This window comes from Bryocella sp. (genome assembly GCF_058498515.1).
The window spans coordinates 194382-217962 of the sequence record NZ_JBMHYI010000047.1 but is presented as its reverse complement, the minus strand read 5'-3'; the positions used below and the strand labels follow the sequence as shown (position 1 = coordinate 217962).

The following is a 23581-nucleotide window of genomic DNA, read 5'->3' as shown; positions in this document are numbered from 1 at the left end:
ACGTCAGAGCCCGATTGCGGAGGGCGCAGCGTGCTGTAAGGCTACTGCTGGTGCGTCGGGCTATCAAGCGCTTTCAGCCTCCAGACATCGAGATCTGGATAGCGGGCATCGCGAGCGTAGCCGTCTAAAATCCGATCGGTGAAGGCCTTCGGGTAGTACATGTAATCGCCGTGGAGAAAGATGAGCGTAGCGAACTGGTGGTGCTGCCAGAGTGCGATGACGTGCTGCTGCTCGGAGCTGGCGAAGGCCGTTCCCGGCTCCCACCAGATGGGTAAGTCCGCGGGTGGGGCGATTCCGAACGAAGCGTAGTTGAACTCGAGGCGCGGCCCGAAGTAGACGGTGCCGGGCTGGTCTTTGAGTGCCTGCGCGATCTCTGCTTCATCCGCGGTGAAGATGGGGCCGGTGTGCAGACCACGGAAGTATCCGGACATGACGGTGTGGGTGGCGTTGTTCCACTCGAAGAACCGTAGGGGACCGATGGTGAAGACGCGCAGTCGCTCGGCGCCGAGGTAGAGGTCTGAGCCAATCATGGCGATCATGAGTGCGAAGTAGAAGCGCCTGGATTGGGGCGGGGCTGTCCCGAGCCCGGCGACTGCGACGACGCCGGCGAGGAGGAGGCAGGTGCATTCGACGTCCTGGAACTCGCCGTTGGTGCGCAGGCCGTAGAAGGCTACGAGCGGGCCGATGAGCAGGAGCAGCAACATGGGCAGGCGGCGGTCGCGGAGTTGCGTGCGCAAGGTCAGGACCAGGCCGAGGATGGGGAGCGAAAGCAGGAAGAACCAGTAAGCGATGATGAGGCGCTCGAGCGGAAGACGAGGTGCGAGGCCGAAGTCGCTGAAGAGTCCACGCTCCCTGGAGATGGCGCGGTACGAGCTCAGCATGTGCGGGATGGAGACATGACCGGCGAGCAGGAGAAGCACAGCCAACGCGGCCCCGATGCTGGCCAAGATCAGGAGACGGCCGCGCCGGGGCGAGGCGACCAAGAGGATCAGCGTGCCGGAAAGAAGGACGATGCCGGCGATGTTGGGTTTGGTGAGCGCGAGGAGCGCGAAGGCGAGAGGGAACGACCACTCGGCCCAGCGGGTTTCATGTTCGGGGCGGCTCGCGGGCCGATGCAAGAGCACGAGACAGTTGGCATAGAAGACGGCGGCCAGCACCAGCGTGGTGTTGTTATACCACCAGAAGCAGAGGGTCAAGGTGGCAGCGGATTGGACCGCGAAAGCGGTGAGGTACGCCACGGGGCGACTCAGCGGGAACCGGCGCAGCAGGCTGTAGAGCCAGAGGAAGGTGATACAGGTGAACAGGGCCGTGGCGTGGAGGTTGGCATCCCAGCGAACGCCGAAGAGGCGGTAGGCGCAGGCCATGCCGAGGTTGAAGAGGGGTGGCGTGGTGGCCGGGAAGCCGGTGTAGGGATGCTGGCCGAGGTATTCGCGCCAGCCCATGTCGACGAGGATACTGTGGTCGTAGCCTCCGAACTGCCGGCGGCCGAAGAACACGATGAAGGCGGTGAAGAAGAGGCAGGCGGCGGCGAGAGCAGAGGTGTCAAAGCCAGAGCGCCAGCTTGCACGCAGTTCAGTGCGGAGACGGAGGATCAGTGGCCAGGCAGCAAAAGCGATGACGGTGAGGCCGAAGATGAGAACGTCGTAGCGAAGCTGATGTGCGAACCACTGGAGGGCGATGCCTCGCATGCCCGGCGAGGTGTCGCCGGCCACGAAGAATGGGGCAGCGCGGGGAACGTAGTCCATCGCTGTCGCTACCGCGAGGGTGAGCAGCGGCGTTGCGACGATCGAAAGCGGGAGGCTGGGCCGGGAGTCGGCGGGCAGATTGCCGGCACTTGACACGCTCACGAGAGGGCTTCCTGTTCTGTGGATTGACGTCTCCAACGGAAGGGCGAAGTTTCCGCGCCAGGACGATGTGAGTGGTCGAGTGGGACGAGGGCTGCGATCCCGAGCATGGCCAGCAGGGCGACACCTTTGACCGGGCCGTTGATGGAGACGATCCCGTGCGAGAGAAAGGTCATGGGCGCCATCTCTACGGCAAACAGAATCATGAGAACCATGGTCCAGGCGGTATTGAGGCGTTTTCTGAGGATAAGAACGAGGATGGCAGCCCAGGGGATATAGAGATTCTGCAAGGTGTAATCGAACGATGTGGGCGGAAGAAGCACGCAGGCTGTGCAGAGAAACAGGAGTTGATTCACGCGAGGCAGCCAGAGCACACGCGCGAGGAAAGCAAACGACATGACGATCGCAGTGATGATGACGTACGTGTGTAGAAGTGGGGTGATGTCGTGGTGGAAGGGGATGTCCGCGAGCTTGACGAGCTGAAAGAGAGAGTGGTCGTAGTTGAGGGTGTTGGTGTCGATGAAGGTTGAGTAATCCAGCGTCCATTGCCGGATGCCGGTGGTTACGTGATGGAAGGCATGCAGGATGTCTGGCTCGATGTAACGCAGGGCGAGGAGCGTGGTTGCGGCCATCGCGAGGAGCCCGGCGAGGAGCTGCTTCCAGCGGAGGGGCCGAAGATACAAGGCAAAGCAAAGGACGGGATAGATCTTGAAGGATGCAGCGATGCCAAGCAGAACGGCGCCGGTCATCCAGTGGTCACGCCAGATGGCCCAGATTGCCGCGGCAAAGAGGAACCAGAGGACGGACTCCATGTTGCCGCGCTGGAGTGAGAAATAGATGGGCCAGGAGGTGATCAGCGCTGCGAAGCAGAAGCGGCTCGCGGTGAGCGAGGACAGGCCATGGGAAGCAAGGGATTCTTTGAGGTAATGTGCCGCCCCAACACACAACACGATGATGGCGAGAGCGAATACAGCGAAGCCGCGGAACCAGAGTTTTGGGGTGGGGCCAAAGGCATAAAACGCCTGATAGGCGAAGACCCCTGGCGCAGGGTAGTACCAGGGGTAGCCAGGGGCGCTGAAGAAGTAAGGCTGGTGTAGAAAGCGGAAGCGAAGGAGATAGTCGTAGAAGTCGAACGCGGGTGGCGCTGGCCAAAGCAGGACCAATGAACTTTGATCGTGGAGACGAGCCGAGTACAACATCACGCGCAGGATGGACGCCAGAGAGAAGGAGAAACTAGCGATCAGAAACGCGAGGAACGATTTGGGCAAACGCTCTTCGCCCGGGGGATGATCCAGAGTCGGCACTTGCCTGATTCTCCTGACAGGACTTGAGCATACGTCAGCGTGGAGTACCAAGCCGTTACATGGACTCAACGGAGGTAACAGAATCGGCACTCGGGTAGCCGAGTGTGCGGGGTACAAACAGCAAAGCCGCCCGCAGGCGGCTTTGCTGTCACTTCGAGACGAAGCGAGTTACATTTCCTTGACGCCGTCCACGAAGGCGCGCAGCTTACGGCTGCGGCTGGGGTGGCGGAGCTTGCGGAGAGCCTTGGCTTCGATCTGGCGGATACGCTCGCGGGTGACCTGGAAGGACTGGCCGACCTCTTCGAGGGTGTGTTCGGAGCCGTCTTCGAGGCCGAAGCGCATCTTGATGACCCGCTCTTCGCGCGGGGTCAGGGTGCGGAGGACCTGGCTCGTGTACTCCTTCAGGTTGACCGAGATCACGGCGTCGGATGGGCTGACGGCCATGCGGTCTTCGATGAAGTCACCGAGGTGCGAGTCTTCCTCTTCACCGATGGGAGTCTCAAGCGAGATGGGCTCCTGCGCGATCTTGAGGACCTTGCGGACCTTCGCGACGGGGATGTCCATGCGCTTGGCGATCTCTTCGGAGGAGGCTTCGCGACCGAGTTCCTGCACCAGCTGACGCGAGGTGCGGATGAGCTTGTTGATGGTCTCGATCATGTGCACCGGGATGCGGATCGTACGGGCCTGGTCCGCGATGGCGCGGGTGATGGCCTGACGGATCCACCAGGTGGCGTAGGTCGAGAACTTGTAGCCGCGGCGGTACTCGAACTTGTCGACGGCCTTCATCAGGCCGATGTTGCCTTCCTGGATGAGGTCGAGGAACTGCAGTCCGCGGTTGGTGTACTTCTTCGCGATGGAGACGACGAGGCGAAGGTTGGCTTCGATGAGCTCGCGCTTGGCCTTCTCGGCGTCCATGTCGCCCTGGATGATCTCGCGCTGGGTACGCTTGAGGTCTTCGAGGGAGATGCCGGCGTCGGCCTCGACGCGCTCGAGATCGGTGCGGCAGTTCTTCTGCTGGCGCTTGTATTCCTTCTTCAGCTCCTCAGAGCGCGAGGTCTCGAACTTGACCTCGAGCGAGCGGATCTGGCGTTCCAGCGTGCGCATGGAGTCGACGGTCTTGTTGACCTTGTCGAGGAGGCGCTTCTTCTCGCCGTTGGTGTACTTCAGCTCGCGGACGATGCGGGAGACGAAGACCATTTCGCGGCCCATGAGCCAGCGATGCTTGCGAGCGAACTTCTGCTTCGCCTTGGCGTCCTTGCCCTGGGGGTCGGCAGCCTTGGCTTCGTTCTCGGCGGTCTTCTTCTGGTGCTTGACCAGCTCGTCGATCTTGGCGACGGTGGCCTTGACGCGGGCCTGCAGGATCTCTTCGGTGAGCTCTTCCTCGTCGAAGGTGACGACTTCCTTGATGTTGCGGACGCCGCGCTTGAGATCTTCGCCGAGGCCCACGATCTCGCGGATGACGATGGGCGAGCGGGAGACGGCCTTCATGACGCGGAGCTGGCCGCGCTCGATGCGCTTGGCGATCTCTACTTCGCCCTCGCGGGTGAGCAGGGGAACGGTTCCCATCTCGCGGAGGTACATGCGGACGGGGTCGTTGGTCTTCTCGAGCTGTCCGGGCGAGAGGTCGAGTTCGACGTCGTCGGAGTCCTCGCCTGCCTCGGCGTCTTCGCTGTCAGCGCCACCGCGACCGTTACGGCCTTCGGCGAGGACATCGATGCCCTGGGTATTGATGGTGGTCATCAGGTCATCGAGCTCATCGGGGGACGTGATGTCGCCAGGGAGCAGGTCGTTGACCTCGCCGTAGGTAAGGTAGCCCTTCTCTTTGCCGGTCTCGATGATCCGGTCTACGTCTTCTTGATAATTGTCTAACTCTTCAGCCACGTGAGGCACTCCTCAGGCCCCGTGCGCACCCGGGCACAGGGCAAAACATTCGCGGGATCGCGACGCGACGAAACGGGAGCGCGTGGAAATCCCTGTGATGCTACGGAACGCTGGCAGCGAAGGTGCGGTCTAGGCCGCGGGCGCAGGCGGAAGCAACATGTGGACCCGGAAAAGACCGGACAGGGAAGGCTTCGGCAACTCGGAGGCGCAATACTCCAGCGAAACACAGTCTACCACTCAGTTAGACGTGAAACCAAGCAGAAAGATGCAGGGTGCACAGCCTTAGGCACTCCGGGGAGGTATGCCGCTTTTCCCGACACTGAGCCGGGCCATCGATCAGTGGACAAACGCTGAACCGGGAGCACTCGACGATAGTTAGAGGGCTTTGGCCAGAACGAGGTCGCAGCACTGCTGGGAGCCGACCTGGAAGGTGCGGCGGCCGGCGTCGGAGAAGCCGTTGCGGCGGTAGAAGGCGATGGCACGCTCGTTGCCTTCGTGGGTGCCGAGCAGCAGGCGGGCCTTGCCGAGGGCGCGGGCTTCGGCGACGGCGGCGTCCATGAGGGCCTGGCCGGGACGGACGTCCGCGGGCGAGCCGACAGGAGGGTTGGTGACGGGGGTGGTCTTCGAACGGAAGCGGGAGAAGAGATAGATGCGCTTGAGCTCGATGTCTTGAGGACTGGTCTGGACGGTGGGGAGATCGGGTGCGGCCAGCATGGCATAGCCGACGGGGACATCGAGGCCGGCGGTGGCGAGGGTGATGCGGGTTTCGGGCTGCGCGAGGTAGTGGGCGTAGGCCTGGGGGGTGAGGTTGTTGGCGCAGTGCGCGACGATGTCCGCGCCGGGGAGCATCCAGGTGAAGGCCTCGAGGAAGGTGGCGGCGCTGACGAGGGCGAGCGCGGGGGCGTCGGCGGGCGTGGCGAGGCGGAGGGTGATGGGCTCGACGGCTGGCTCGGAGGTGGGGAGGCTGGGAGCAGGGGCGCAGGAGTTTGTGGACATGGGGATTGGATCTTTCATGCGGTCAACGTGGGGCAAGGACTCGCTGCCTGCGATGGTACTGGAGTTGAGGGCGCGGGGTCAGGGCTCAGGACGCAGGGATAGTCTGCAAGCTGAGCGTAGGAGAAAGCGTGATCGAGCTGCGAGTTGCGGGTTTTGAGCTGTGAGGGTGAAGGATCTGACCGAGGTGCAGCGGCAGGATGCGCTGTATGCGCGGCTGGGCGAGGAGCTGGCGGAGGATCCGCAGGTTCCTGAGGCGCTGAAGGCGCTGGCGAACGATGCTCGGGTGATAGTGCGGCGGGGCGGGGTGCCGGATGGCAAGTGCGTTGTGTACTGGATGCAGCGGGCGCAGCGGGGGCGGGACAACCATGCGCTGGATAAGGCCGTGGATGTGGCCAATGCGCTGAGGCTGCCGTGCGTGGTGTACTTCGCGTGCATCAGCAACTTTCCGCATGCGAATCTGCGGCACTACGCGTTTATGAATGAAGGCCTGCGGGATGTGGAGGCGGACTGCGAGGCTCGGGGGGTGGGCTTCGTGATGCGGCGGCCTCCGGATGAGGATCACCTGCGGTTCTTTGCGGATGTGGATGCGGCGATGGTGATCGGGGATGAGAACCCGATGCGGGCTCCGGAGCAGTGGCGGAAGCAGGTCGCGGCAAAACTGAAGGTTCCTTTCTGGACGATGGATGCGGATGTGGTCGTGCCGTCGAAGCTGCTGGAGAAGGCGCAGTTTTCCGCGGGCGTGGCGCGACCGAGGTTGTATCGGGCGCTGCCGGAGTTTCTGGCGCCTTATGGGAATCCGCACGCGGAGGTTGCGTGGAAGCGGTCGCGTGGATTGCTGACGGACGATCCCAAGCTGGACATTACGCGGGGGTGGACGGACTTCGATCGCAGCGTGGCACCTGTTGAAGCGTGGAAGGGCGGGCACACTGCAGCGGTGATACGGCTGAAGCTGTTTGTCGCCAAGATGCTGGACGGGTATGACCGCGAGCGCAATAAGCCGGAGACGGATGGCACGAGCAAGATGAGCCCGTATCTGCACTTCGGGAACATTGGGCCAGTGACGATTCTGCTGGCGATTGATGAGGCGGTAGCGAAGGCGGAGGGTGCGCGCAAGATACAGCTAAAGGCTGCACGGGAGAGTTATCTCAACGAGATCGTCGCGTGGCGGGAGCTGGCGGTGAACTTCGTGCGCTACCAGCCGGAGTATGACTCGCCGAAGTGCGCGGACAACTGGGCGCGGGAGACGATTGCGAAGCACGATCGTGACGAGCGCGAGCGGTTGTACTCGCTGAAGGAGCTGGAGGCCGGACGCACGCACGATGAGTTATGGAATGCGGCGCAGCGGCAGATGGTGGACTACGGCTGGATGCATAACTACATGCGGATGTACTGGGCGAAGAAGATCGTGGAATGGACGCCGAATGCGGCGATCGCAATGAAGGTGGCGATTCACCTCAACGATAAATATTTTCTCGATGGGCGCGACCCCAATGGATATGCGGGTGTGGCGTGGGCGGTGCTGGGCAAGTTCGACCGCGCGTGGGGAGAGCGGCCGGTGTTTGGCAAGCGGCGGTATATGAGTGGAGCGAGTACGGGGAAGAAGTTTGACTCGGGGGCGTATGTGCGGCGGTGGAATGGGTCACCGAGTCTGTTCTGAAGAAGAGGCTGCGGGATATCCTGCAAACCCACATCTCAAAATCGAGATGTGGGGTACCCGACTGGTCGTTTGTATGGAAAGATGAGGCATCGCGCTGGTCGCCTTGAGCGCAGGTTTCCGTAACAGGGAGAGCGCAGTGATGAATTTTTGCCGGGGATTCTTGTCGTTAGGTTTGAGCCGTCGTTGGGGTTATGGGCCAGTCGTTCTGGGAGCTGTGGCGCTACTGGTTGCGCTTGCGGGCTCCGCGCAGCAGGTTGCGTCTGTGGCGACGCCGGAGACCGAGGCCGTTGCGGCGACGCGGACGAAGGCTGTCGCACAGCGGGATGAGTTTGTGGCGCGGGTGAAGGCGGCGGGGTTCTCGTGCGACATTGCGCCACCGAAGATCGTGGTGATGGATATTCCATCCTGGGGCAACTACAACCAGGCCAGCAACACGCTGAGTACGTCGGAGTGGACGCTGTTACAGCCGCGGGAGAAGGCGTTCTTCAAGATGCTGGCCGGGCCGAATGCCACGGATGCCGATGTGCAGGAGTTGTTCGATCGCGCATCGCATCGGTGGATCTTCGTGCATGAGATGGGGCACTGGTGGCAGGCGTGCCGTCACCAGGACGCGAAGCCGTATGCGACGGAGTATGGCGCGGACCGGATCGCGATGGCGTACTGGCGCGAGGCCGATGCTGCAGTGGTGCCGCGCATGATGCCGATCTTCCACGTGGTGCTGGATCACGCTCCGAGCCCTGTGCCCGAGGGGCAGGAGGTGGAGGCGTACTTCAACGCCAACTACCAGACGCTGGGGCCGAGCCCGGCGTATCCGTGGTTCCAGTCGCGGATGGTGGTGACGGCGTTCGAGGAGACGCCGCCACCGACGTTTGCGATGACGTTGGAGCAGACGAAGTAACAGAGGTCGGAGGATCTGATGAGAGGTGGGCACCCGGCTATGCGTGCTCGACAGCTCGCATCTCGTCAGGGAAGTTCTCATGAAGGAGGCTGAGATGCGCCCGCGTAGCGTCAGCTACTGCGCCGGTGCCAAACTTCTCGATCAACGTACTCACTGCTTCCCTCAGATCCTCGAGCCTCGCTGTGGAAGCGTAGATCACTGTTCGAGTCTTGAGTTGCGGATATTCGACTTCACTAGAGTGCAGTAGCAAGCCGGCTTCGGTCGTCATTGTTTTCGTCGCGGGCAGAACGTGTTCTGTAAAGAGGGGGATGAGATAGGAGAGGGTGTTCTGATAGCTTCCTTCGTCGCGAAGGGTCCACTGCTGAATTGTGCGCTGCTCCTTTGGAGCGAAGAACTCTACTCGCCATCGCCAGTCGCAGCCATAGAACGCTGGGGTCTTCTCCAATGGTCGAGAGTCGAGGCCCGACCAGCGTTTCGAGGCAGCTGCGACGTTGATGTAGAACGTTGTCTCATCGGGAGTGGACCAGCGGCTCTTCTGGAAGTTGACGATGACCCAGCACTCGTCCGATTCGAGAATGAAGTTTGGGCTGGAAGCGCGAAATCCGTTGGCCTTCAAGAGAGGCCGGAGCTCCCGAAGGAGACGTTGGAAGAGTTTTTCAGATTCCTTTGGCACCGTAGGCTCCGCTGATTTGACCGATGTGAAATCAGTGTCACGCTTATGCGGCGAAATGCCAATGACCCGGACTTGCGCGATTGCATTTGAAGGCTTTGCGTGCGTTGTCGTTGATCAGCCTGGGTCCCTTAGGGGACCCAGGCTGATCAACGTGGTGGGCCTTGGGGATCCTGCAAACCCACATCTCAAAGTCGAGATGTGGGGCACCCGGTTGGTGGGTGGTCCTCGATCTGTGAAGGGCGATCAGCCCGGGTCCGAGAGTCCGGACCCGGGGCACCCGCGGTAGTGGGAGCCGGATTCGGGGCTAGGCTTCGGTGGGAGTGAAGGCAGCGAGGGTCTTTTCGAGGCTGGCGGGGTCTTCTACGTTGGTGGTGGCTAGGGCACGGTCGATCTGGCGGTTGAGGCCGGTGAGGACTTTGCCGGGGCCTACTTCGATGTAGTGCGTCGCGCCGGAGGCGGCGAGGAGCTGGATGCACTCGACCCAGCGAACGGCGCCGGTGACCTGGCGGATGAGGGCGTCGCGGATCTCCATGCCGCGGACGAGCAGGCGGGCGTCGATGTTGGCGGCGACGGGGAACGTGGGGTCGTGGAAGGCGATGGACTCGAGCGTGGAGGCGAGCTGATCCTGCGCGGGCTGCATGAGCTTGCAGTGGAAGGGCGCGGAGACCGGCAGCATGACGGTGCGCTTGGCGCCGGCTTCCTTGCAGAGCGCGGCGGCGCGCTCGACGGCTTCTTTGGCGCCGGAGATGACGGTCTGGTCGGGCGAGTTGAGGTTGGCGGGCGCGACGATGGCGGAGACCTGCGCGGCGGCCTGGGAGGGCGATTCGGCGGGGTTGGCGGGGTCGGCGATGGCATCGACCACGGAGGCGGACTGCGCGATGGGGCCGGTGACGGGCGGGGCCGAGGTCAGCTCGTCGGAGACCTGGGAGCAGAGATCGTTGATGCGATTGGCGTCGAGGCCGAGGATGGCGGCCATGGCTCCGAGGCCTGCGGGGACGGCCTGCTGCATGAACTGGCCGCGGGAGCGGACGGTGCGGACGGCGTCGGCGAAGGAGAAGGTTCCGGCGGCGACGTTGGCGGAGTACTCGCCGAGGGAGTGGCCGGCGGCGAAGGCGACTTCGAGGCCGCGGGACTTCAGTTCCGGCTCAAGCATGCGATAAGCCGCGATCGACATGGTGAGGATGGCGGGCTGGGTGTGCTCGGTGAGCTTGAGCTGGTCTTCGGGGCCTTCAAAGATGAGCCTGGAGAGCGAGAATCCGAGGGCGTCGTCGGCTTCCTCGAAGACAGCGCGGGCGGCGGGTGAGGCGTCGTAGAAGGCCTTGCCCATGCCGACGGTCTGGGAGCCCTGGCCGGGAAAGAGAAGCGCGATGCGGGGAGCGGTGGGGGTAGCCATCGCTGTTCAGTGTACTTAGAAGCGAGCAGAACAGCAGAGAAGCAGAACAGCGGAACAGCGAGCGAATGCCGAACGAGTTTCGAGCTGCGGGTTTTGAGCTGCGAGTTGCCAGATTCCAGATGGCCAGATGCCAGTTTGGTTCTTGGACTACTCGATGACGCCGGTAACGAAGATTTGTTCGGCCTGGGGGCCGGTGAGGCGGTAGAGGGCGAACTGGCGGGAGTTCTGGGCGCGGAGCTCCATGAGGAGGCTGGCGCGGTGCTCGTTGTCGGGGTCGACGACGTCGATGGCGCGCATCCAGGGGACGCGGTTGAGGTGCTGGGCGTCGGTGACGGAGGCGAGGGCCACCTGGAACTCGCCGGAGGGGAGCTTCTGGGCGACGAGGGTGACGTAGACGGTGGGGCCTTCGGCGGTGGGGACCTGTGCCGTGTAGACGAAGGTGGGAAGGCCGCCGAAAGAGAGTTCGTAGCCGGAGAGCTGTTCGTCGGTGAGAGCGAGCTGGGGAGGGCCGGCGAGAGCTTTTTTGCGGGCGGCTGCGCGACGGGCGGCTGCGGCTTGGGCCGGGGTGAGGTGGGCGGCAGGCTTCGGGGCTGTCTGGGTCGTAAGTTTGGCGGTTGTCGTTGCTGGTGTCGTTGCCTTGGCGGTCGTGGCTGCTGCCGGGGTGGTGGTGGATTTCTTTGCGGCGGCCGCTGCGACGTCTGCAGAGGCCTTGGTGCGGAGGACGGGGTGGTAGTTGGGGTCGTAGCTTGAATCGCTGCTTGCGGAGCCAGCTGCGGCATTGGTCGCCGTCGAGGGTTTCCCGCTGCCTGTTTCCGTTGACGTAGACGCGAGGTGGGCTCCGGGAATGCCGGGGCTGAGTTTGTTGGCGGCGAGGTAGGCGGTGATGCGGGTGCGGGCCTGGGCCTGGAGGGCGGTGAGGGTTTCGGTGCGCTCGGTTTCTGAGTCCCAGGCGCGGGTGAAGACGTGGGCCGGGTGGGTGACGGGGTCGGAGATAGCGACGGCCTGGTGGAGCTGCGCGGGCATTCCGGTGAGGGGAGTGGGGCCGGCCTCGGCCTCAGCGCTGGAGTGGTGGAGCTTGGGGCGGTCGGGATCGTCGTTGAGCGAGTCAGAGGGACCGCTGACATAGCCCTGGGGCTTGTTGTTCTTCTTCTTTTTGCCGTCGTCGTCCTTGTGGCGGAGGGTGGGACGGTCGGGATCGTAGGTGTCGGAGCTGTTGGAGGCGGTGGTCGAGTCGCTGCCGGAGGTGGCGGCGGGAGTGCGGCGGCCCAGGGTGGGTTTGTCGGGATCAGTCGCGGGTGTGGAGTCCGTGCCGGGGCTGTCCTTGGGGCTATTGCTGGGCACGCTGGGGGGCGTGCGATGGGACATGTGGGGACGGGAGTCGTCGTCCGAGCCCTCGATGGTGGGCGCGACGCGGGACGGCTTGAGGGGCTTGGGTTTGGGCTCGGCGGCGGGCAGGAGGAACTTGCCGTAGCCATACCAGGAGCCCATGGGATTGTCGTCGGCCATGGCTCGCATGGTGAAGTAGTTGCGCGCGAACTCGAGGTCGAGGGTGCCTTCATGCTGGCCGGCCTTCTCGATGAAGAACTCGTTGCCGGTATCGAGGACCCAGGGGACGGGCCGGGCGAGGTAGGCTCCGGCGTCCTCGAAGTGGCCGTTGATGAAGAGGGAGATAGGGATGAGGCGCATGGCGGAGGGCTTGCCGAGCTCGCCGGTCCACTCGTAGACGCCGATGGCGCGGGTGGTTTTTTCGGGGGCTTCGACCTTGTGCATCTGGGCGCTGGAGGCTGTGGCCGCTCCGGCCAGAGCGAGGGCCGCGGCGACGCGGGGGATGCGGGCGAAGCGGGGGCTGAAGAGGCGGCGGGTCATAAGGTCAAAAAGCTTGCCAGCAGGCGGGTAGAGTGGCCTGCCAGCAGATGGAGAGTTCTCCCCGGCGATGGTACGGGATTCGGCGGAATCGCGGAGGGAGGGTAGCTGCGAGCGGGCACACGGAAACCTGCCCACGGCTGGCTGCTGGGATTAGACGCGGGTTGCGGGGGGAAGTTTTACGGCGGGAACCGCGTCTGGATTCGTCCTGAAAAGGCGAAGGCGGCCGGGGGGAGCCGGCCGCCTGTCGTCAGTGCAGAAGGGCCTTTACAGGCCTACTTACGATGCTCAGAGTTCGAGGAGGGATTCGGGCGCACGGAGACCAGCGCCGCAGTGAGCGCGGTGGAGAGCGTGACGCCGAGGATCAGCAGCGCATGGTGCATAGGGGACCTCGAGCCTTTCTCCTGTTACCCAGCATCCCGAGGGTGGCTTAGCAGCGTTTTCCTTGGCGAAAACGCCCATCACCTGCGGGACAATGTTTTCTCGGCGCGAGGGCATGGGTTGATGCAGCTCGCGATGGAAGAAGTGTGGAGCTGTCCTTCCGTCGTGGGAACTCCGCAAAGGTGGTGGGGCGAGGGCGTGGGTGGGAGCGAAATGGGACAGTTGGGGGAGGGGGACGAGGAGGGGTGACTTGGAGCGAGACAATCATCCCCGAGACCCATCGGCCTGCGGCTTCGGGCACCAGCGGAAGAAGAGAAAGTGCCGGCAGGTAGGCGTAATCGTCGCACCGGGATCGCAGATCATGACGAATTGGTCCCGAGCCGTGACGTGTTGCGGGTCAACCCATACAACCTCGTGGTGTAAGTGCTCGTAATCGCAGGTTGGCTCCCAGACGTCTGCGTCGAACTTGATGACGATCGGACATTCTCTCGGTCCCCCGTAGGCATTCATATGCCAGCTGTTCACAAACGACACTGCTGCCTTCTCGAGCATGGCCGGGCCGGAGAGTGTGCGAGTCGCGTCCACGCTGCCGTCGGTGTTGAAGCGGGTCATGAGGATGACTGTTCCCTGGACGTGAGCGGCCTTGGCGATGGGAAGATAGACGAGTTCGACGCCGGGCGTGACGGAGGCGAGGCCGCAGGGAGCGATGGGTTGCTGGCTGTGGGCGTATCCCGCATCCAACCCCAGCAGAGCCAGCCCAAGGGCAACACCGAGTGTCCTCATGCGACGGAGTGTAGCGCAGAACGGAGTGGGGCACGCCGGTAGAATGGGGTATCGCTCCAGTTGCCCGGACGTTCAACCGGTACGTCGTCTTGCGGGGCACGATGCGTGGTGGAATGGTGCGGGCGAAGAAGTTGGCAGGAGCTTAGGCGCTCGAAGGGAGCGGGATGGCAGCGTCGGAGACACAGTTTGAGCCCATCGTCGCGACGGCTGACGGCCATGGCATTTCGGTGATCGAGGTGGCTGCGGGTACGGCGATCTGCGTGGACCTGGACGGCACGCTGGTGAAGTCGGACACGCTGGTGGATTCGGTGCTGGCGATGGTGCGGCAGCATCCGCAGGCGCTGGTGCAGATCCCGGGATGGATTGCGCAGGGCAAGCCGCGGTTCAAGCGGCATGTGGCGGAGCATGTGACGCTGGAGGTGGAGCACCTGCCGTGGAACCGTCCGCTGCTGGAATGGCTGCGGGTGCAGCATGGGCGGGGCCGGGCGATCTACCTTGCGACGGCGAGCGACAGGGTCTTCGCCGAACGGGTGGCGGAGTACCTGGGAATCTTTACCGGGGTGCTGGCTACCGATGGCACGGTGAACCTGGCGGGCGGGAATAAGCTGGCGGCGTTTCGGGAGCAGTTCGGTGAGCGGTTCTGCTACATCGGGAATGCGAAGCCGGATGCGACGCTGCTGGCGGCGTGCGAATCGCCGATGGTGGCGAACCCGGACCGCGCGCTGAGTACACGGCTGAAGGCCGCGGGCACGATTCCGGTGGCGCGATTCGATGACCGGGCGATGCCGCTGAAGGCGTGGCTGCGGGCGATTCGGTTGCACCAGTGGGCGAAGAACACGCTGATCTTTGTGCCGATGATGCTGGCGCACGACTGGCGGCTGGGAGCGCTGGTGGGCGCGGTGTTCGCGTTCGTGAGCTTCGGGCTGTGTGCGTCGGCGACTTATATCGTGAACGACCTGCTGGATATCGAGGCGGACCGCAAGCATCCTCGCAAGCGGCGGCGGCCATTTGCGGCGGGGGATCTTTCGGCGATCGAAGGCGTGGGTGCTGTGGTGGTGCTGATGGCGATCGCGGTGACGATCGCGGCGCTGCTGCTGCCGCTGATCCATGCGATCGATCCTGGCTACACGCTGCGGCTGCCGCATGCGTTCCTGGGCTGGCTGGCGCTGTATACGGCGAGCACGCTGATCTACTCGTTCTTCCTCAAGCGCAAGCTGCTGCTGGATGTGTTCACGCTGAGTGGGCTGTACACGCTGCGGATCCTGGCGGGCTCGGCGGCGACGAATGTTCCGGTATCGACGTGGCTGGCGGGGTTCAGCGTGTTCTTCTTCCTGTCGCTGGCGTTTGTGAAGCGGTTTGCGGAGCTGGAGCTGACGCGCGAGCGGGGCGGGTTGTCGACCAGCGGGCGTGGGTATCACGTGGCGGACCTGGAGCAGGTGCGGGCGCTGGGCACAGGCGCGTCGTATGCGGCGGTGTTGATTTTGACGCTGTACATTCGCGACAGTTCGACGATGCTGCTGTACAAGCATGCGTACCTGCTGTGGCTGGTGATTCCGGTGCTGCTGCTGTGGCTGAGCCAGGTGTGGATGCTGGCGAGCCGCGGGCAGATGCATGACGATCCGGTGGTGTGGGCGATCACGGATAAGCGCAGTCTGGCGCTGGGCGTGGTGATGATGGCGGTGGTTTGGTTCGCGGTGTAGGGGCGTAAAATTGTTGGGGTGCCGCCGAAGTTCAGAGATGTTCAGAAGAGACTTGAAGAAGAAGGCTGGCGGTTGAAAGACCAAAAGGGAAGCCATCGGCAGTTCGTCCATCCGACGAGGCCGGGCAAAGTAACGCTGGCAGGCAAGTCGTCAGCTGATGTTCCTCCAAGTATCTACAATTTCATTCAGAAACAAGCGGGATGGAAGCCATGAGAGAGTACGTTGTCATCTACGAAAAGGGCGAGACAGGATGGGGTGCTTATGCGCCTGATCTGCCTGGGCTCGGCGCTGCGGGCGAGACGTTCGAAGAGGTCGAGCAGCTCATCCGCGAAGGGATCGAATTCCACCTTGAGGCGCTCCTGGAGGACGGCGACCCGATCCCGGTACCGACGACCCGCGTTGGCAGCGTGAAGACTGACATCGTTGAGACGTGGCCGCAACGTCTGGCTAAGTCCGCGTAAGGAAGATAGCAATTGGATATCCCGCAACTTACAGATTTCTCCGAAGCGTCGCTGGACGTAGCGTTCTCCGCAGTGCGTGCCGATGCTGAGCGCGAGGCTGCGACCCCGAACCTCGATCGCGAGCAGTTTCGACTGGATTGGCTTGGCCGCAAGCAGGGCCGGCTGAAGGCGATCAGCGATGCGTGGCTGAAGGCTGCGCCCGTGGAAGCGAAGAAGCTCATCGGGCAGCGCTTCAATGAGCTGAAGCAGCAAGTCGAGGCGCTTGTTGATGAAAGCGCGGCGGCCGCTGTAAAGGTCGAGGTCCGCTCGCTGGATATCTCGTTGCCTGGCAGTGCGCACAAGCCGGGGGCGGAGCATCCGCTGACGAAGACGATGAACGAGCTGGTGTCGGTCTTCGAGCGCATGGGGTACTCGGTGGGCATTGGGCCTGAGGTTGAGAACGACTTCCTGAACTTCGAGAGCCTGAACTTTCCTCCGAACCATCCGGCGCGCGATACGCAGGACACGCTGGTGCTCGCCGACCAGGAGTCGAAGCCGCTGCGCGAGCGGCTGCTGATGCGGACGCATACGTCTCCGGTGCAGATTCGGACGATGCTGGCGCAGGATCCTCCGCTGCGGATTGTGATTCCGGGCAAGGTGCATCGCAATGAGGCGCAGGACGCGACGCACTCGCCGATGTTCCACCAGGTCGAAGGGCTGTGTGTGGATACCAACATCACGTTCAGCGATCTGAAGGGCACGCTGGATCATGCGATGAAGTCGCTGTTTGGGTCGAGCGTGAAGACGAGGTTCTTTCCGTCGTTCTTTCCGTTCACGGAGCCCAGCGCGGATGTGCAGATCAGCTGCCCGTTCTGTGGCGGCAAGGGATGCAGGAAGTGCAAGCACTCGGGATGGATTGAGCTGCTGGGCTGCGGCATGGTGGACCCGAACGTGTTCAAGGCCGTGGATGCGCGGCGCATCGAGATGGGGCTGGAGCCGAAGTACGATCCCGCGAAGGTCTCGGGCTTTGCGTTTGGCATGGGCGTGGACCGGATCACGATGATGAAGTATGGGGTCAGCGAGATTGGGTTGTTGTTTTCGGGGGATACTCGATTTCTGGAACAGTTCGCGTAGGGCAGCGAGTTGGCGAGTTAGCTGGTTAGCGAGTTAGCGTTGCAACAATCGAACTTGTGCAATGGGGAGCGGAGATTTGAGAACCCGGCACTATAGAGATCTTCTTGTGTGGCAGCGCTCGATGACGCTTGCGAGGTCGGTGTACGCCGCAACAGCCGGATTCCCGAAGGACGAGATCTTTGGTCTCAAGTCCGGCGCGCCGCAGTGTCGGTGCCTTCGAACATTGCTGAAGGACACGGCAGGCTCTCGGATCGATTGTTCCGGGTCTTTCTGGCCCAAGCGCGGGGCTCGCTCTACGAGGTCGAAACGCAGTTACAACTCGCGCTGGACTTCGGCTACATTCCGGAGGTCAAAGCCCGTGCGGTCTTGAACGAATGCGAAGAGGTCGCGAGGATACTGAACGGCTTGCTTCGTGCAGTCGCGCAACAACTGTCAGCCAAAATCGACAGAGATGATGCGCCCGGTGCGTGACTCTCTTCGATGCACTCGCAAAAACTAGCGAGCCAGCTAGCCGCGCTTCCTACGCGAACTCGCTGACTCGCTAACGGCAGAGCCGCTAACTTGCTACTGCTTACTTCTGTCCCAGTTCGACGTCGAGGGTGACTTTGACTTCCTCGCCGAGCATGGGGGGAGCGAACTTGGGGCCGAAGTTGAAGTCGGTGCGCTTGATGACGGTGGTGGCGGAGAGGCCTGTGGCGAAGCCGCCGCGCTGACCCTTCTGCGCTGGTGCGGGGCCGTCGACGTCGAGGGTGACGGGCTTGGTCACGCCGGCGAGAGTGAGGTTGCCTTCGACCTTGAAGCCGTTGCCGGACTTCCAGACCTTGGTCGACTGGAAGTGGATGGTGGGGTACTGCGCGACGTTGAAGAAGTCGGGCGACTTGAGATGGGTGTCGCGGGCGGTGACGGTGGTGTCGACGGTGGTGGCGTCGAGGTCAGCGACGACGGAGTCCTTGCTGGGGTCGGCGGGATCCCAGATCACGGTGCCGGCAACCTTGGAGATGGTTCCGTGCACATTGGAGATGCCGAGATGGCGGATGGTGAAGCCGGCCTGGGAGTGGTTGGGGTCGATGTTCCAGGTGTTGGTCTGGGCGAAGGCGGGGGCGGCGAGCAGGGCCGCGCCGAGGGCGATGAGCGAAGTCTTCATGGGGTGTTTCATCCTCAATGCGAGAGATAGCTTCTGAATCGAAAACTGCGATGAATCGGCCGGTACGAGTGGCGGGTGAGCACGCGAGTCTTCACTGTACGGGTAGAGATGCGTGGGCGTCGAGAAGGAAGCGAAGAATTTCGATATCGAAACGGTTACTTGGCGGGAAGCGGTTACGTGGGGGGAACTGGCGGCGTCTGTTGAGCGTCGAGCGATGAGGGGATGAGCTGCGAGGAAGTGAGCAGTTGTGGGCACGTCGAGATAAGATCAGACGCATCATGCGAACCTTCTCTGGACTTCTCTGCGGCGTGCTGCTGGCCGCGGCTTCTTCGTCGTATGCGCAGGAGCATCCGCGCGACGCTGCGATTCATGATGCGGATACGAAGGCGTGGTGGCATACCACCGAGGCGCTCTCGAACGATGGGATGGAGGGCCGCGATACGGGCTCGGAGGCATACCTGCGCGCGGCGGAGTACGTGGTGAAGCGGTTCGAGGCGGCGGGGCTGAAGCCTGCGGGGGAGAACGGCGGCTATCTGCAGAACGTGCCGCTGCACCAGGTGGAGATCGACCCGAAGACGGCTTGGATTGTGGTGCACGAGGGCGAGAAGAGCTCGAATACATTTCGACTGCGGTTTCTTGAAGACATCACTGCAGCGGTGAATGATGCGACGCCTGTGGACACGACGGGCGATCTCGTCTTTCGCGGCTACTGCGGCAAGGATGCGGTGGGTGCGGATGTTGCGGGGAAGGTTGTCGTCTGCTTCGGGACGAAGCGTGAAGGGCTGCCGAGTGGAGCGGAGCGGGCTCGCAATGTGCAGGGCGCGGGTGGTGTGGCGATCGTCAATGTGGATGATCCTTACTTCTCGATCGAGCCGCCGCGGTGGCCGTTTGCGTATGCGCGGTCGGTGACGATTCATGAGCCTGGTGCAGCTCCGCGCGAAGGCCGTGGAGGCAAGCCGTTCGTAAGCTTCACGCTGAGCGCCGAGGCGTTCACGAAGCTGCTTTCAGGCTCGGGGCAGGATGCTGCGGCGGTCTTGAAACGTGGAGGGGCAAAGGAGCCCCTTACTAACTTCGACCTGACGGGGCGGACGTTTAGCGCTCATCTGGAGACGGTGAAGAAGGAGGTTGCTTCGCCGAATGTGATTGGGTTGCTGGAGGGTTCCGATCCGGCGCTGAAGGATGAGGTGCTGGTGATTGCGGCGCATCTCGACGGCTATGGCTACGGGCAGCCGGTGAAGGGCGACAACCTGTACAACGGCACGCTGGACGATGCGGCGTACGTGGCGCTGGTAATCCAGTATGCGGATGACGTGAAGGCGGGGCGGCTGCCGAAGCCGAAGCGCAGCGTGCTGGTGTGCGCGTTTATGGGCGAGGAGAAGGGGCTGCTGGGGTCGAACTACTTTGTGGCGCACCCAACGATTGATTTTTCGAAGATCGTGGCGGACATCAATCTCGATCAGCTGAGGCCGCTGTTTCCGCTGCACATCCTTACGGCGCCGGGTGTGGACAGGACTTCTTTAGGCGCGACCGCAAGGGCGGTCGCTGGGCCTATGCACATTGAGATTCGTGATGACATGGAGCCGGAGCGTGGGCTGATTCGGCGGGCGGACAACTTTCCGTTCCTGAACAAGGGCGTGCCGGCGATCGGGTTCATCTTTGGGTATGACGCGGGCACGGATGCGGAGAAGCGCTACCGCGAGTGGTACCAGGTGAGGTATCACCGGCCTCAGGATGATCTGACGCAGCCGATGGACTTCGATGCAGCGACGAAGTTCGATACGTTCTTCTACAAGCTGGTGGATACGGTGGCGGATGGGCCGCGGCCTCTGCTAGTGACACGGCAGGGGCACTAAATTGACAAATTTATAAAAATTATCCCACCACAGTAATTTTGATAACTTTGTTATATTCAGGCAGGTATGGATCGCATTCACAATCCGTATTCGCCTGGAGCAGGATCCCCTCCGCCGGAACTGGTGGGGCGGAATACGTTACGTGAAGAGGTGGGGATTTCCATCGCGCGCATCCGCGCTGGACGCTCGGCTAAGAACACACTGATGGTCGGCCTTCGCGGCGTCGGCAAGACAGTTCTGCTGGAGCGCCTGCGGATTGAGGCAGAGGACAGCGGGATTCTGACGGTCCGTGCGGAAACGCCTGAAAACCGATCGCTGCCCGCGCTACTTGCCCCTCAACTGCGCTCTGCCTTGCTCAAGCTTTCCCGCACGGAGTCGGCAAAGGACGTTGCCTTCCGCGGTCTGAGTGCGCTGGCTGGCTTCGTGAGGGGACTGAAGCTTAAGTACAACGACATAGAGCTGACGTACGACACCGAGCCAACTCCAGGCGAGGCTGATAGTGGGAACCTTGAAGTTGACCTGAGCGCTCTCATGGAACGCGTTGGGGAGGCTGCGAAGGCTGCGAATACAGCCGTGGTGAGCTTTCTGGACGAGGTGCAGTATCTGGAGGAGGACCAGTTCGCTGCATTGATTGCGGCGCTCCATCGCTGCGCTCAGCGGCAGTTGCCAGTCGGTCTGGTTGGCGCGGGCCTCCCGCAGCTCCGTGCGCTCGCGGGACATGCAAAGTCCTATGCTGAGCGAATGTTCGATTTCCCTCCTGTAGGACCGCTGTCGGAGGCAGATGCGAGAGAGGCCATCGCGAAGCCCGCCGCAGTGGAAGGCATTACGTACACGGATGAGGCGTTGACCGAGATCTTGCGTCAGACCCAGGGGTATCCGTACTTCCTGCAAGAGTGGGGGAAGCACTCTTGGAACGTCGCGGCGGCTTCTCCCATTACCCGGAACGACGTCGACATGGCGTCGGAGTCGGCGATTGCGGCCCTGGATCACAGCTTCTTTCGCGTGCGCCTAGACCGGCTTACCCCCGGGGAGCGGAAGTACCTGCGGGCCATGGCGGAGTTGGGGCCCGGGCCGCATCGGTCCGGTGACATCGCAACGATCCTGGGGAAAAAAGTCAGTGCGATTGGGCCGCTGCGGGAGCGCATCATTGCAAAGGGCATGATTTGGAGTCCCGCACATGGAGACACCGCCTTTACGGTTCCTCTTTTCGACGAATTTATGAAACGAATCATGCCAGGCGAAGACTGGCGTAACGAGTAACAGACGACCTATGGACATCCTGACCTCCTGGCTCCGCACGTATGTGGAGATTCCTGTTGACGATCGTCAGCTCGCCGAAGACCTAACGCTGCGCGGCATTGCCGTAGAGGGCGTGTTCGATGCGCCTGGTGGCTCGCGTTTTGAGATGGACATCACCACCAACCGCGTCGACGCGATGAACCACTATGGGGTGGCGCGGGAGGCGGCGGCGATCTATGACGTGCCGTTGAAGAGTCTGGCGGAGGTGCATGGCCTGTCCACATCTCTTCGAGATATGGGGCACCCGGTCGTGGAAGGTGACGCGTATCCGGTGCGGATTGAGGCTCGGGATCTTTGTGGGCGGTTTACGGCGCGGGTGATTCGGGGCGTTACGGTCAAGCCTGCGAGTGGGCTCATCGCGGAGTACTTTGCGGCGCTGGGGCAGAAGCCGATCAGCGGGCCAGTCGATGTGACGAACTTTGGCTGGATGGCGATGGGTCAGCCGACTCACGTGTTCGATCTGGACAAGCTGTCGGGTTCGATTGTGGTGCGGCGCGCCAAGCAAGGCGAAAAGCTGCAGCTGCTGGACGGCAGCGAGAAGACGCTGACGGCGGATGATCTCGTTGTCGCTGATGAGAAGCAGGCACATGGGCTTGCGGGCGTGATGGGCGGATGGGATTCGCGCGTGACCGAGGAGACGAAGAACATCCTCGTGGAAGCCGCGTGGTTCGATCCGGGCGCGGTGCGCGCGAGTTCGAAGCGGCATGGACTGCATACGGACGCGAGTCATCGGTTTGAGCGGGGTGCGGACTTCAATGCGGCGCCGATTGCGAATGCTCTCGTGACGCGGATGGTGATGGAGCAGGCGGGCGGCAAAGTTGTCGGGCCGATGACTGATGTGATCGTGCCGGAGCTGCAGGCGAAGACCGCGGGACGCGCGGCGGTGGTGCTGCGGGTGAGCGAGGTGCAGCGGCACCTGGGCACGACACTGGAAGATGCGCAGCTGGCCGAGGGTGGCGAGACGTCGGGGCTCAACGAGGCCATTGTCGAGCAGTACCTGACGGCGTTGGGTTGCGGCATGGAGGCGACGGGCGCGCGGGCGGGCGAGTATGGCGTGACGCTGCCGAGCTGGCGGCTGGACCTCGAGCGCGAGATCGACCTGATCGAAGAGGTGGCGCGGGTGTATGGCTACAACAGGTTTGCCAACACATTGCCGACGTTTGCAGGTGGTGTGGTGCGGCTGCCTCATGCGGAGCAGGAGCGCGTGCTGCGCGAGACGTTGCGGGCGCTGGGGTATAGCGAGGCGATCTCGAGCTCGTTTGTTTCGGCGGCGAGTGCGGAGGCGTTTGGGAATTCTGATGGTACGGCGCTCGGTGCGGTGAAGCTGGGCAATCCGCTGAGTGAAGAGGCTGGGATGCTGCGGCCGTCGCTTGTGCCGAACATGGTGGAGATGCTGGCGAACAATCTCAATCGCGGCGTGAGTGCAGTGCGGTTGTATGAGATGGGCACGGCGTTTACGGGATCGGCGAAGGAAGTGCATGAGCGCGCGACGATATCGATTGGCGCGACGGGTGGAGCTCGTGCGACGGCGCTGTATGTCGAGAGCGATGCGTTGTTCTTCGAGGTGAAGGGTGCGCTCGAGGTGCTGGTTGCGAAGTTTGTGGGAGTTGTGAGCTTCGTCGCGGACGGGCTGCCTGCGTGGATTGCGGCGGGACGCGGAGCTCGGGTGCTGCTCGACGGCGAGCAGGTTGCGGTGTTTGGTGAGCTGAGCGCTGCGGAGTCGGAGAAGCGCAAGCTGCGGCAGATCGTCGTGGTCGGCGAGGTGAATGCTACGGCGCTGTATGCTCGGCCGTTGTACTCGGTGATTGCGAAGGAGCTCTCGAAGTTCCAGGCGGTGGAGCGGGACTTCTCGTTTGTGTTCCCGGCCAGCGTGCAGTGGCTTGCAGTTGAGAGTGCGGTGCGTGGGCTCGATATCGCCGAGCTGCAGAGCGTGGCGCCGCTGGAGGTGTTCGTGCCGTCGAAGCCGGGCGGAGCGATTGCGCAGGGGAGTTACTCGATGCTGGTGAGGGTGGTGCTTCAGTCGAAGGAGCGCACGCTGACTGAGGATGAGTTGGGTGGGTGGAGCGCGCAGATTGTTGCGGCGCTTACGGGTGTGGGCGGCGTACAGCGCAGCTAGCTGCGCGAGCAGAGTAGCTGAATAGCAGAACAGCGAAATAGCTTAGTAGCGGAATAGCGAAGGACTTGCTGTTGTGTCTGCCTAGTCGTTCTTCGCTGAGTTGGCCCGGGTTACCCGTTCGTGCTTTCCTCACAGTGTTGTGCCGGTCTTGAATGAGAAGCAGATTCCCTGCGAATGACAACAAGAAAAGCGAAACTCCCGAAACTCTCCATTCCTCCATTG

Annotated in this window: 19 protein-coding genes; 10 read left to right on the top strand and 9 right to left on the bottom strand. The window is 62.7% G+C overall.

Features of this window, described 5'->3' with window-relative positions; genetic code table 11:
* Positions 1-41: 41 nt before the first annotated feature.
* The 4 genes from AC5E6W_RS14325 to AC5E6W_RS14310 all read right to left on the bottom strand — a co-directional run bounded on the left by AC5E6W_RS14325 (position 42) and on the right by AC5E6W_RS14310 (position 6025).
* Positions 42-1847, bottom strand: a complete 1806-nt coding sequence (locus AC5E6W_RS14325) for a glycosyltransferase family protein (RefSeq protein WP_491752993.1) — start codon at positions 1845-1847, stop codon at positions 42-44.
* Complete coding sequence (locus tag AC5E6W_RS14320; protein ID WP_491752992.1) at positions 1844-3148, bottom strand: glycosyltransferase 87 family protein; 1305 nt, start codon at positions 3146-3148, stop codon at positions 1844-1846. The genes AC5E6W_RS14325 and AC5E6W_RS14320 overlap by 4 nt, the downstream gene beginning before the upstream one ends.
* Before the next feature lie 168 nt (positions 3149-3316).
* Positions 3317-5029 (bottom strand): RNA polymerase sigma factor RpoD, encoded by a 1713-nt coding sequence (gene rpoD / locus AC5E6W_RS14315; RefSeq protein WP_491752991.1) that lies wholly within the window; start codon positions 5027-5029, stop codon positions 3317-3319.
* A 375-nt stretch (positions 5030-5404) separates the two neighbouring features.
* On the bottom strand, positions 5405-6025 hold the full coding sequence (locus AC5E6W_RS14310) for a GNAT family N-acetyltransferase (RefSeq protein WP_491752990.1): 621 nt from the start codon (positions 6023-6025) through the stop codon (positions 5405-5407).
* 166 nt (positions 6026-6191) lie between these two features.
* On the opposite strand from AC5E6W_RS14310, the gene AC5E6W_RS14305 reads away from it, so the two are divergent.
* Entirely contained in the window at positions 6192-7682 is a 1491-nt protein-coding gene (locus tag AC5E6W_RS14305; protein WP_491752989.1) for a deoxyribodipyrimidine photo-lyase, read from the top strand.
* Positions 7683-7854: 172 nt separating this feature from the next.
* On the top strand, positions 7855-8580 hold the full coding sequence (locus AC5E6W_RS14300) for a hypothetical protein (protein WP_491752988.1): 726 nt from the start codon (positions 7855-7857) through the stop codon (positions 8578-8580).
* Positions 8581-8617: 37 nt separating this feature from the next.
* Here AC5E6W_RS14300 and AC5E6W_RS14295 read toward each other — a convergent pair whose 3' ends face one another.
* From AC5E6W_RS14295 to AC5E6W_RS14280, 4 genes are all read right to left on the bottom strand, one after another.
* The gene (locus AC5E6W_RS14295; RefSeq protein ID WP_491752987.1) at positions 8618-9196 is read right to left on the bottom strand and encodes a DUF4304 domain-containing protein; all 579 of its coding nucleotides are present in this window, start codon (positions 9194-9196) and stop codon (positions 8618-8620) included.
* A gap of 361 nt (positions 9197-9557) precedes the next feature.
* On the bottom strand, positions 9558-10646 hold the full coding sequence (locus tag AC5E6W_RS14290) for an ACP S-malonyltransferase (RefSeq protein ID WP_491752986.1): 1089 nt from the start codon (positions 10644-10646) through the stop codon (positions 9558-9560).
* A gap of 147 nt (positions 10647-10793) precedes the next feature.
* Positions 10794-12512, bottom strand: coding sequence for a hypothetical protein (locus AC5E6W_RS14285; RefSeq protein WP_491752985.1), 1719 nt, complete (start codon positions 12510-12512; stop codon positions 10794-10796).
* A gap of 642 nt (positions 12513-13154) precedes the next feature.
* On the bottom strand, positions 13155-13673 hold the full coding sequence (locus AC5E6W_RS14280) for an energy transducer TonB (RefSeq protein WP_491752984.1): 519 nt from the start codon (positions 13671-13673) through the stop codon (positions 13155-13157).
* A gap of 164 nt (positions 13674-13837) precedes the next feature.
* Between AC5E6W_RS14280 and AC5E6W_RS14275 the strand changes: the two genes are divergently transcribed.
* The 5 genes from AC5E6W_RS14275 to AC5E6W_RS14255 all read left to right on the top strand — a co-directional run bounded on the left by AC5E6W_RS14275 (position 13838) and on the right by AC5E6W_RS14255 (position 17418).
* Positions 13838-15373, top strand: coding sequence for a UbiA family prenyltransferase (locus AC5E6W_RS14275; protein ID WP_491752983.1), 1536 nt, complete (start codon positions 13838-13840; stop codon positions 15371-15373).
* Between the two features lie 18 nt (positions 15374-15391).
* Positions 15392-15586, top strand: coding sequence for a type II toxin-antitoxin system HicA family toxin (locus AC5E6W_RS14270; RefSeq protein ID WP_491752982.1), 195 nt, complete (start codon positions 15392-15394; stop codon positions 15584-15586).
* Entirely contained in the window at positions 15583-15834 is a 252-nt protein-coding gene (locus AC5E6W_RS14265; protein WP_491752981.1) for a type II toxin-antitoxin system HicB family antitoxin, read from the top strand. Before AC5E6W_RS14270 ends, AC5E6W_RS14265 begins: the two co-directional genes overlap by 4 nt.
* Before the next feature lie 12 nt (positions 15835-15846).
* The gene (gene pheS / locus AC5E6W_RS14260; protein ID WP_491752980.1) at positions 15847-16947 is read left to right on the top strand and encodes a phenylalanine--tRNA ligase subunit alpha; all 1101 of its coding nucleotides are present in this window, start codon (positions 15847-15849) and stop codon (positions 16945-16947) included.
* 108 nt (positions 16948-17055) lie between these two features.
* Positions 17056-17418: a four helix bundle protein gene (locus AC5E6W_RS14255; protein ID WP_491752979.1), complete on the top strand. Its 363-nt coding sequence runs from the start codon at positions 17056-17058 to the stop codon at positions 17416-17418.
* A gap of 100 nt (positions 17419-17518) precedes the next feature.
* Here the strand turns inward: AC5E6W_RS14255 and AC5E6W_RS14250 are convergent, their stop codons facing one another.
* A complete protein-coding gene (locus tag AC5E6W_RS14250; protein ID WP_491752978.1) occupies positions 17519-18091 on the bottom strand; it encodes a YceI family protein in 573 nt (190 codons plus the stop codon).
* A gap of 278 nt (positions 18092-18369) precedes the next feature.
* Here AC5E6W_RS14250 and AC5E6W_RS14245 point away from each other — a divergent pair, with 278 nt between their 5' ends.
* The 3 genes from AC5E6W_RS14245 to pheT all read left to right on the top strand — a co-directional run bounded on the left by AC5E6W_RS14245 (position 18370) and on the right by pheT (position 23359).
* Entirely contained in the window at positions 18370-19944 is a 1575-nt protein-coding gene (locus AC5E6W_RS14245) for a M28 family metallopeptidase (RefSeq protein WP_491752977.1), read from the top strand.
* Positions 19945-20010: 66 nt separating this feature from the next.
* Positions 20011-21204, top strand: a complete 1194-nt coding sequence (locus tag AC5E6W_RS14240) for an ATP-binding protein (protein WP_491752976.1) — start codon at positions 20011-20013, stop codon at positions 21202-21204.
* A 10-nt stretch (positions 21205-21214) separates the two neighbouring features.
* Entirely contained in the window at positions 21215-23359 is a 2145-nt protein-coding gene (gene pheT / locus AC5E6W_RS14235; RefSeq protein WP_491752975.1) for a phenylalanine--tRNA ligase subunit beta, read from the top strand.
* Positions 23360-23581: the final 222 nt, after the last annotated feature.

Bases quoted from the DNA above. Each gene is read 5' to 3' on its own strand.
- AC5E6W_RS14290 (WP_491752986.1), bottom strand. From the start codon at position 10,646: ATGGCTACCCCCACCGCTCCCCGCATCGCGCTTCTCTTTCCCGGCCAG.
- AC5E6W_RS14280 (WP_491752984.1), bottom strand. From the start codon at position 13,673: ATGAGGACACTCGGTGTTGCCCTTGGGCTGGCTCTGCTGGGGTTGGAT.
- AC5E6W_RS14310 (WP_491752990.1), bottom strand. From the start codon at position 6,025: ATGTCCACAAACTCCTGCGCCCCTGCTCCCAGCCTCCCCACCTCCGAG.
- AC5E6W_RS14285 (WP_491752985.1), bottom strand. From the start codon at position 12,512: ATGACCCGCCGCCTCTTCAGCCCCCGCTTCGCCCGCATCCCCCGCGTC.
- AC5E6W_RS14240 (WP_491752976.1), top strand. From the start codon at position 20,011: ATGGATCGCATTCACAATCCGTATTCGCCTGGAGCAGGATCCCCTCCG.
- AC5E6W_RS14250 (WP_491752978.1), bottom strand. From the start codon at position 18,091: ATGAAGACTTCGCTCATCGCCCTCGGCGCGGCCCTGCTCGCCGCCCCC.
- pheT (WP_491752975.1), top strand. From the start codon at position 21,215: ATGGACATCCTGACCTCCTGGCTCCGCACGTATGTGGAGATTCCTGTT.
- AC5E6W_RS14265 (WP_491752981.1), top strand. From the start codon at position 15,583: ATGAGAGAGTACGTTGTCATCTACGAAAAGGGCGAGACAGGATGGGGT.
- AC5E6W_RS14275 (WP_491752983.1), top strand. From the start codon at position 13,838: ATGGCAGCGTCGGAGACACAGTTTGAGCCCATCGTCGCGACGGCTGAC.
- AC5E6W_RS14245 (WP_491752977.1), top strand. From the start codon at position 18,370: ATGCGAACCTTCTCTGGACTTCTCTGCGGCGTGCTGCTGGCCGCGGCT.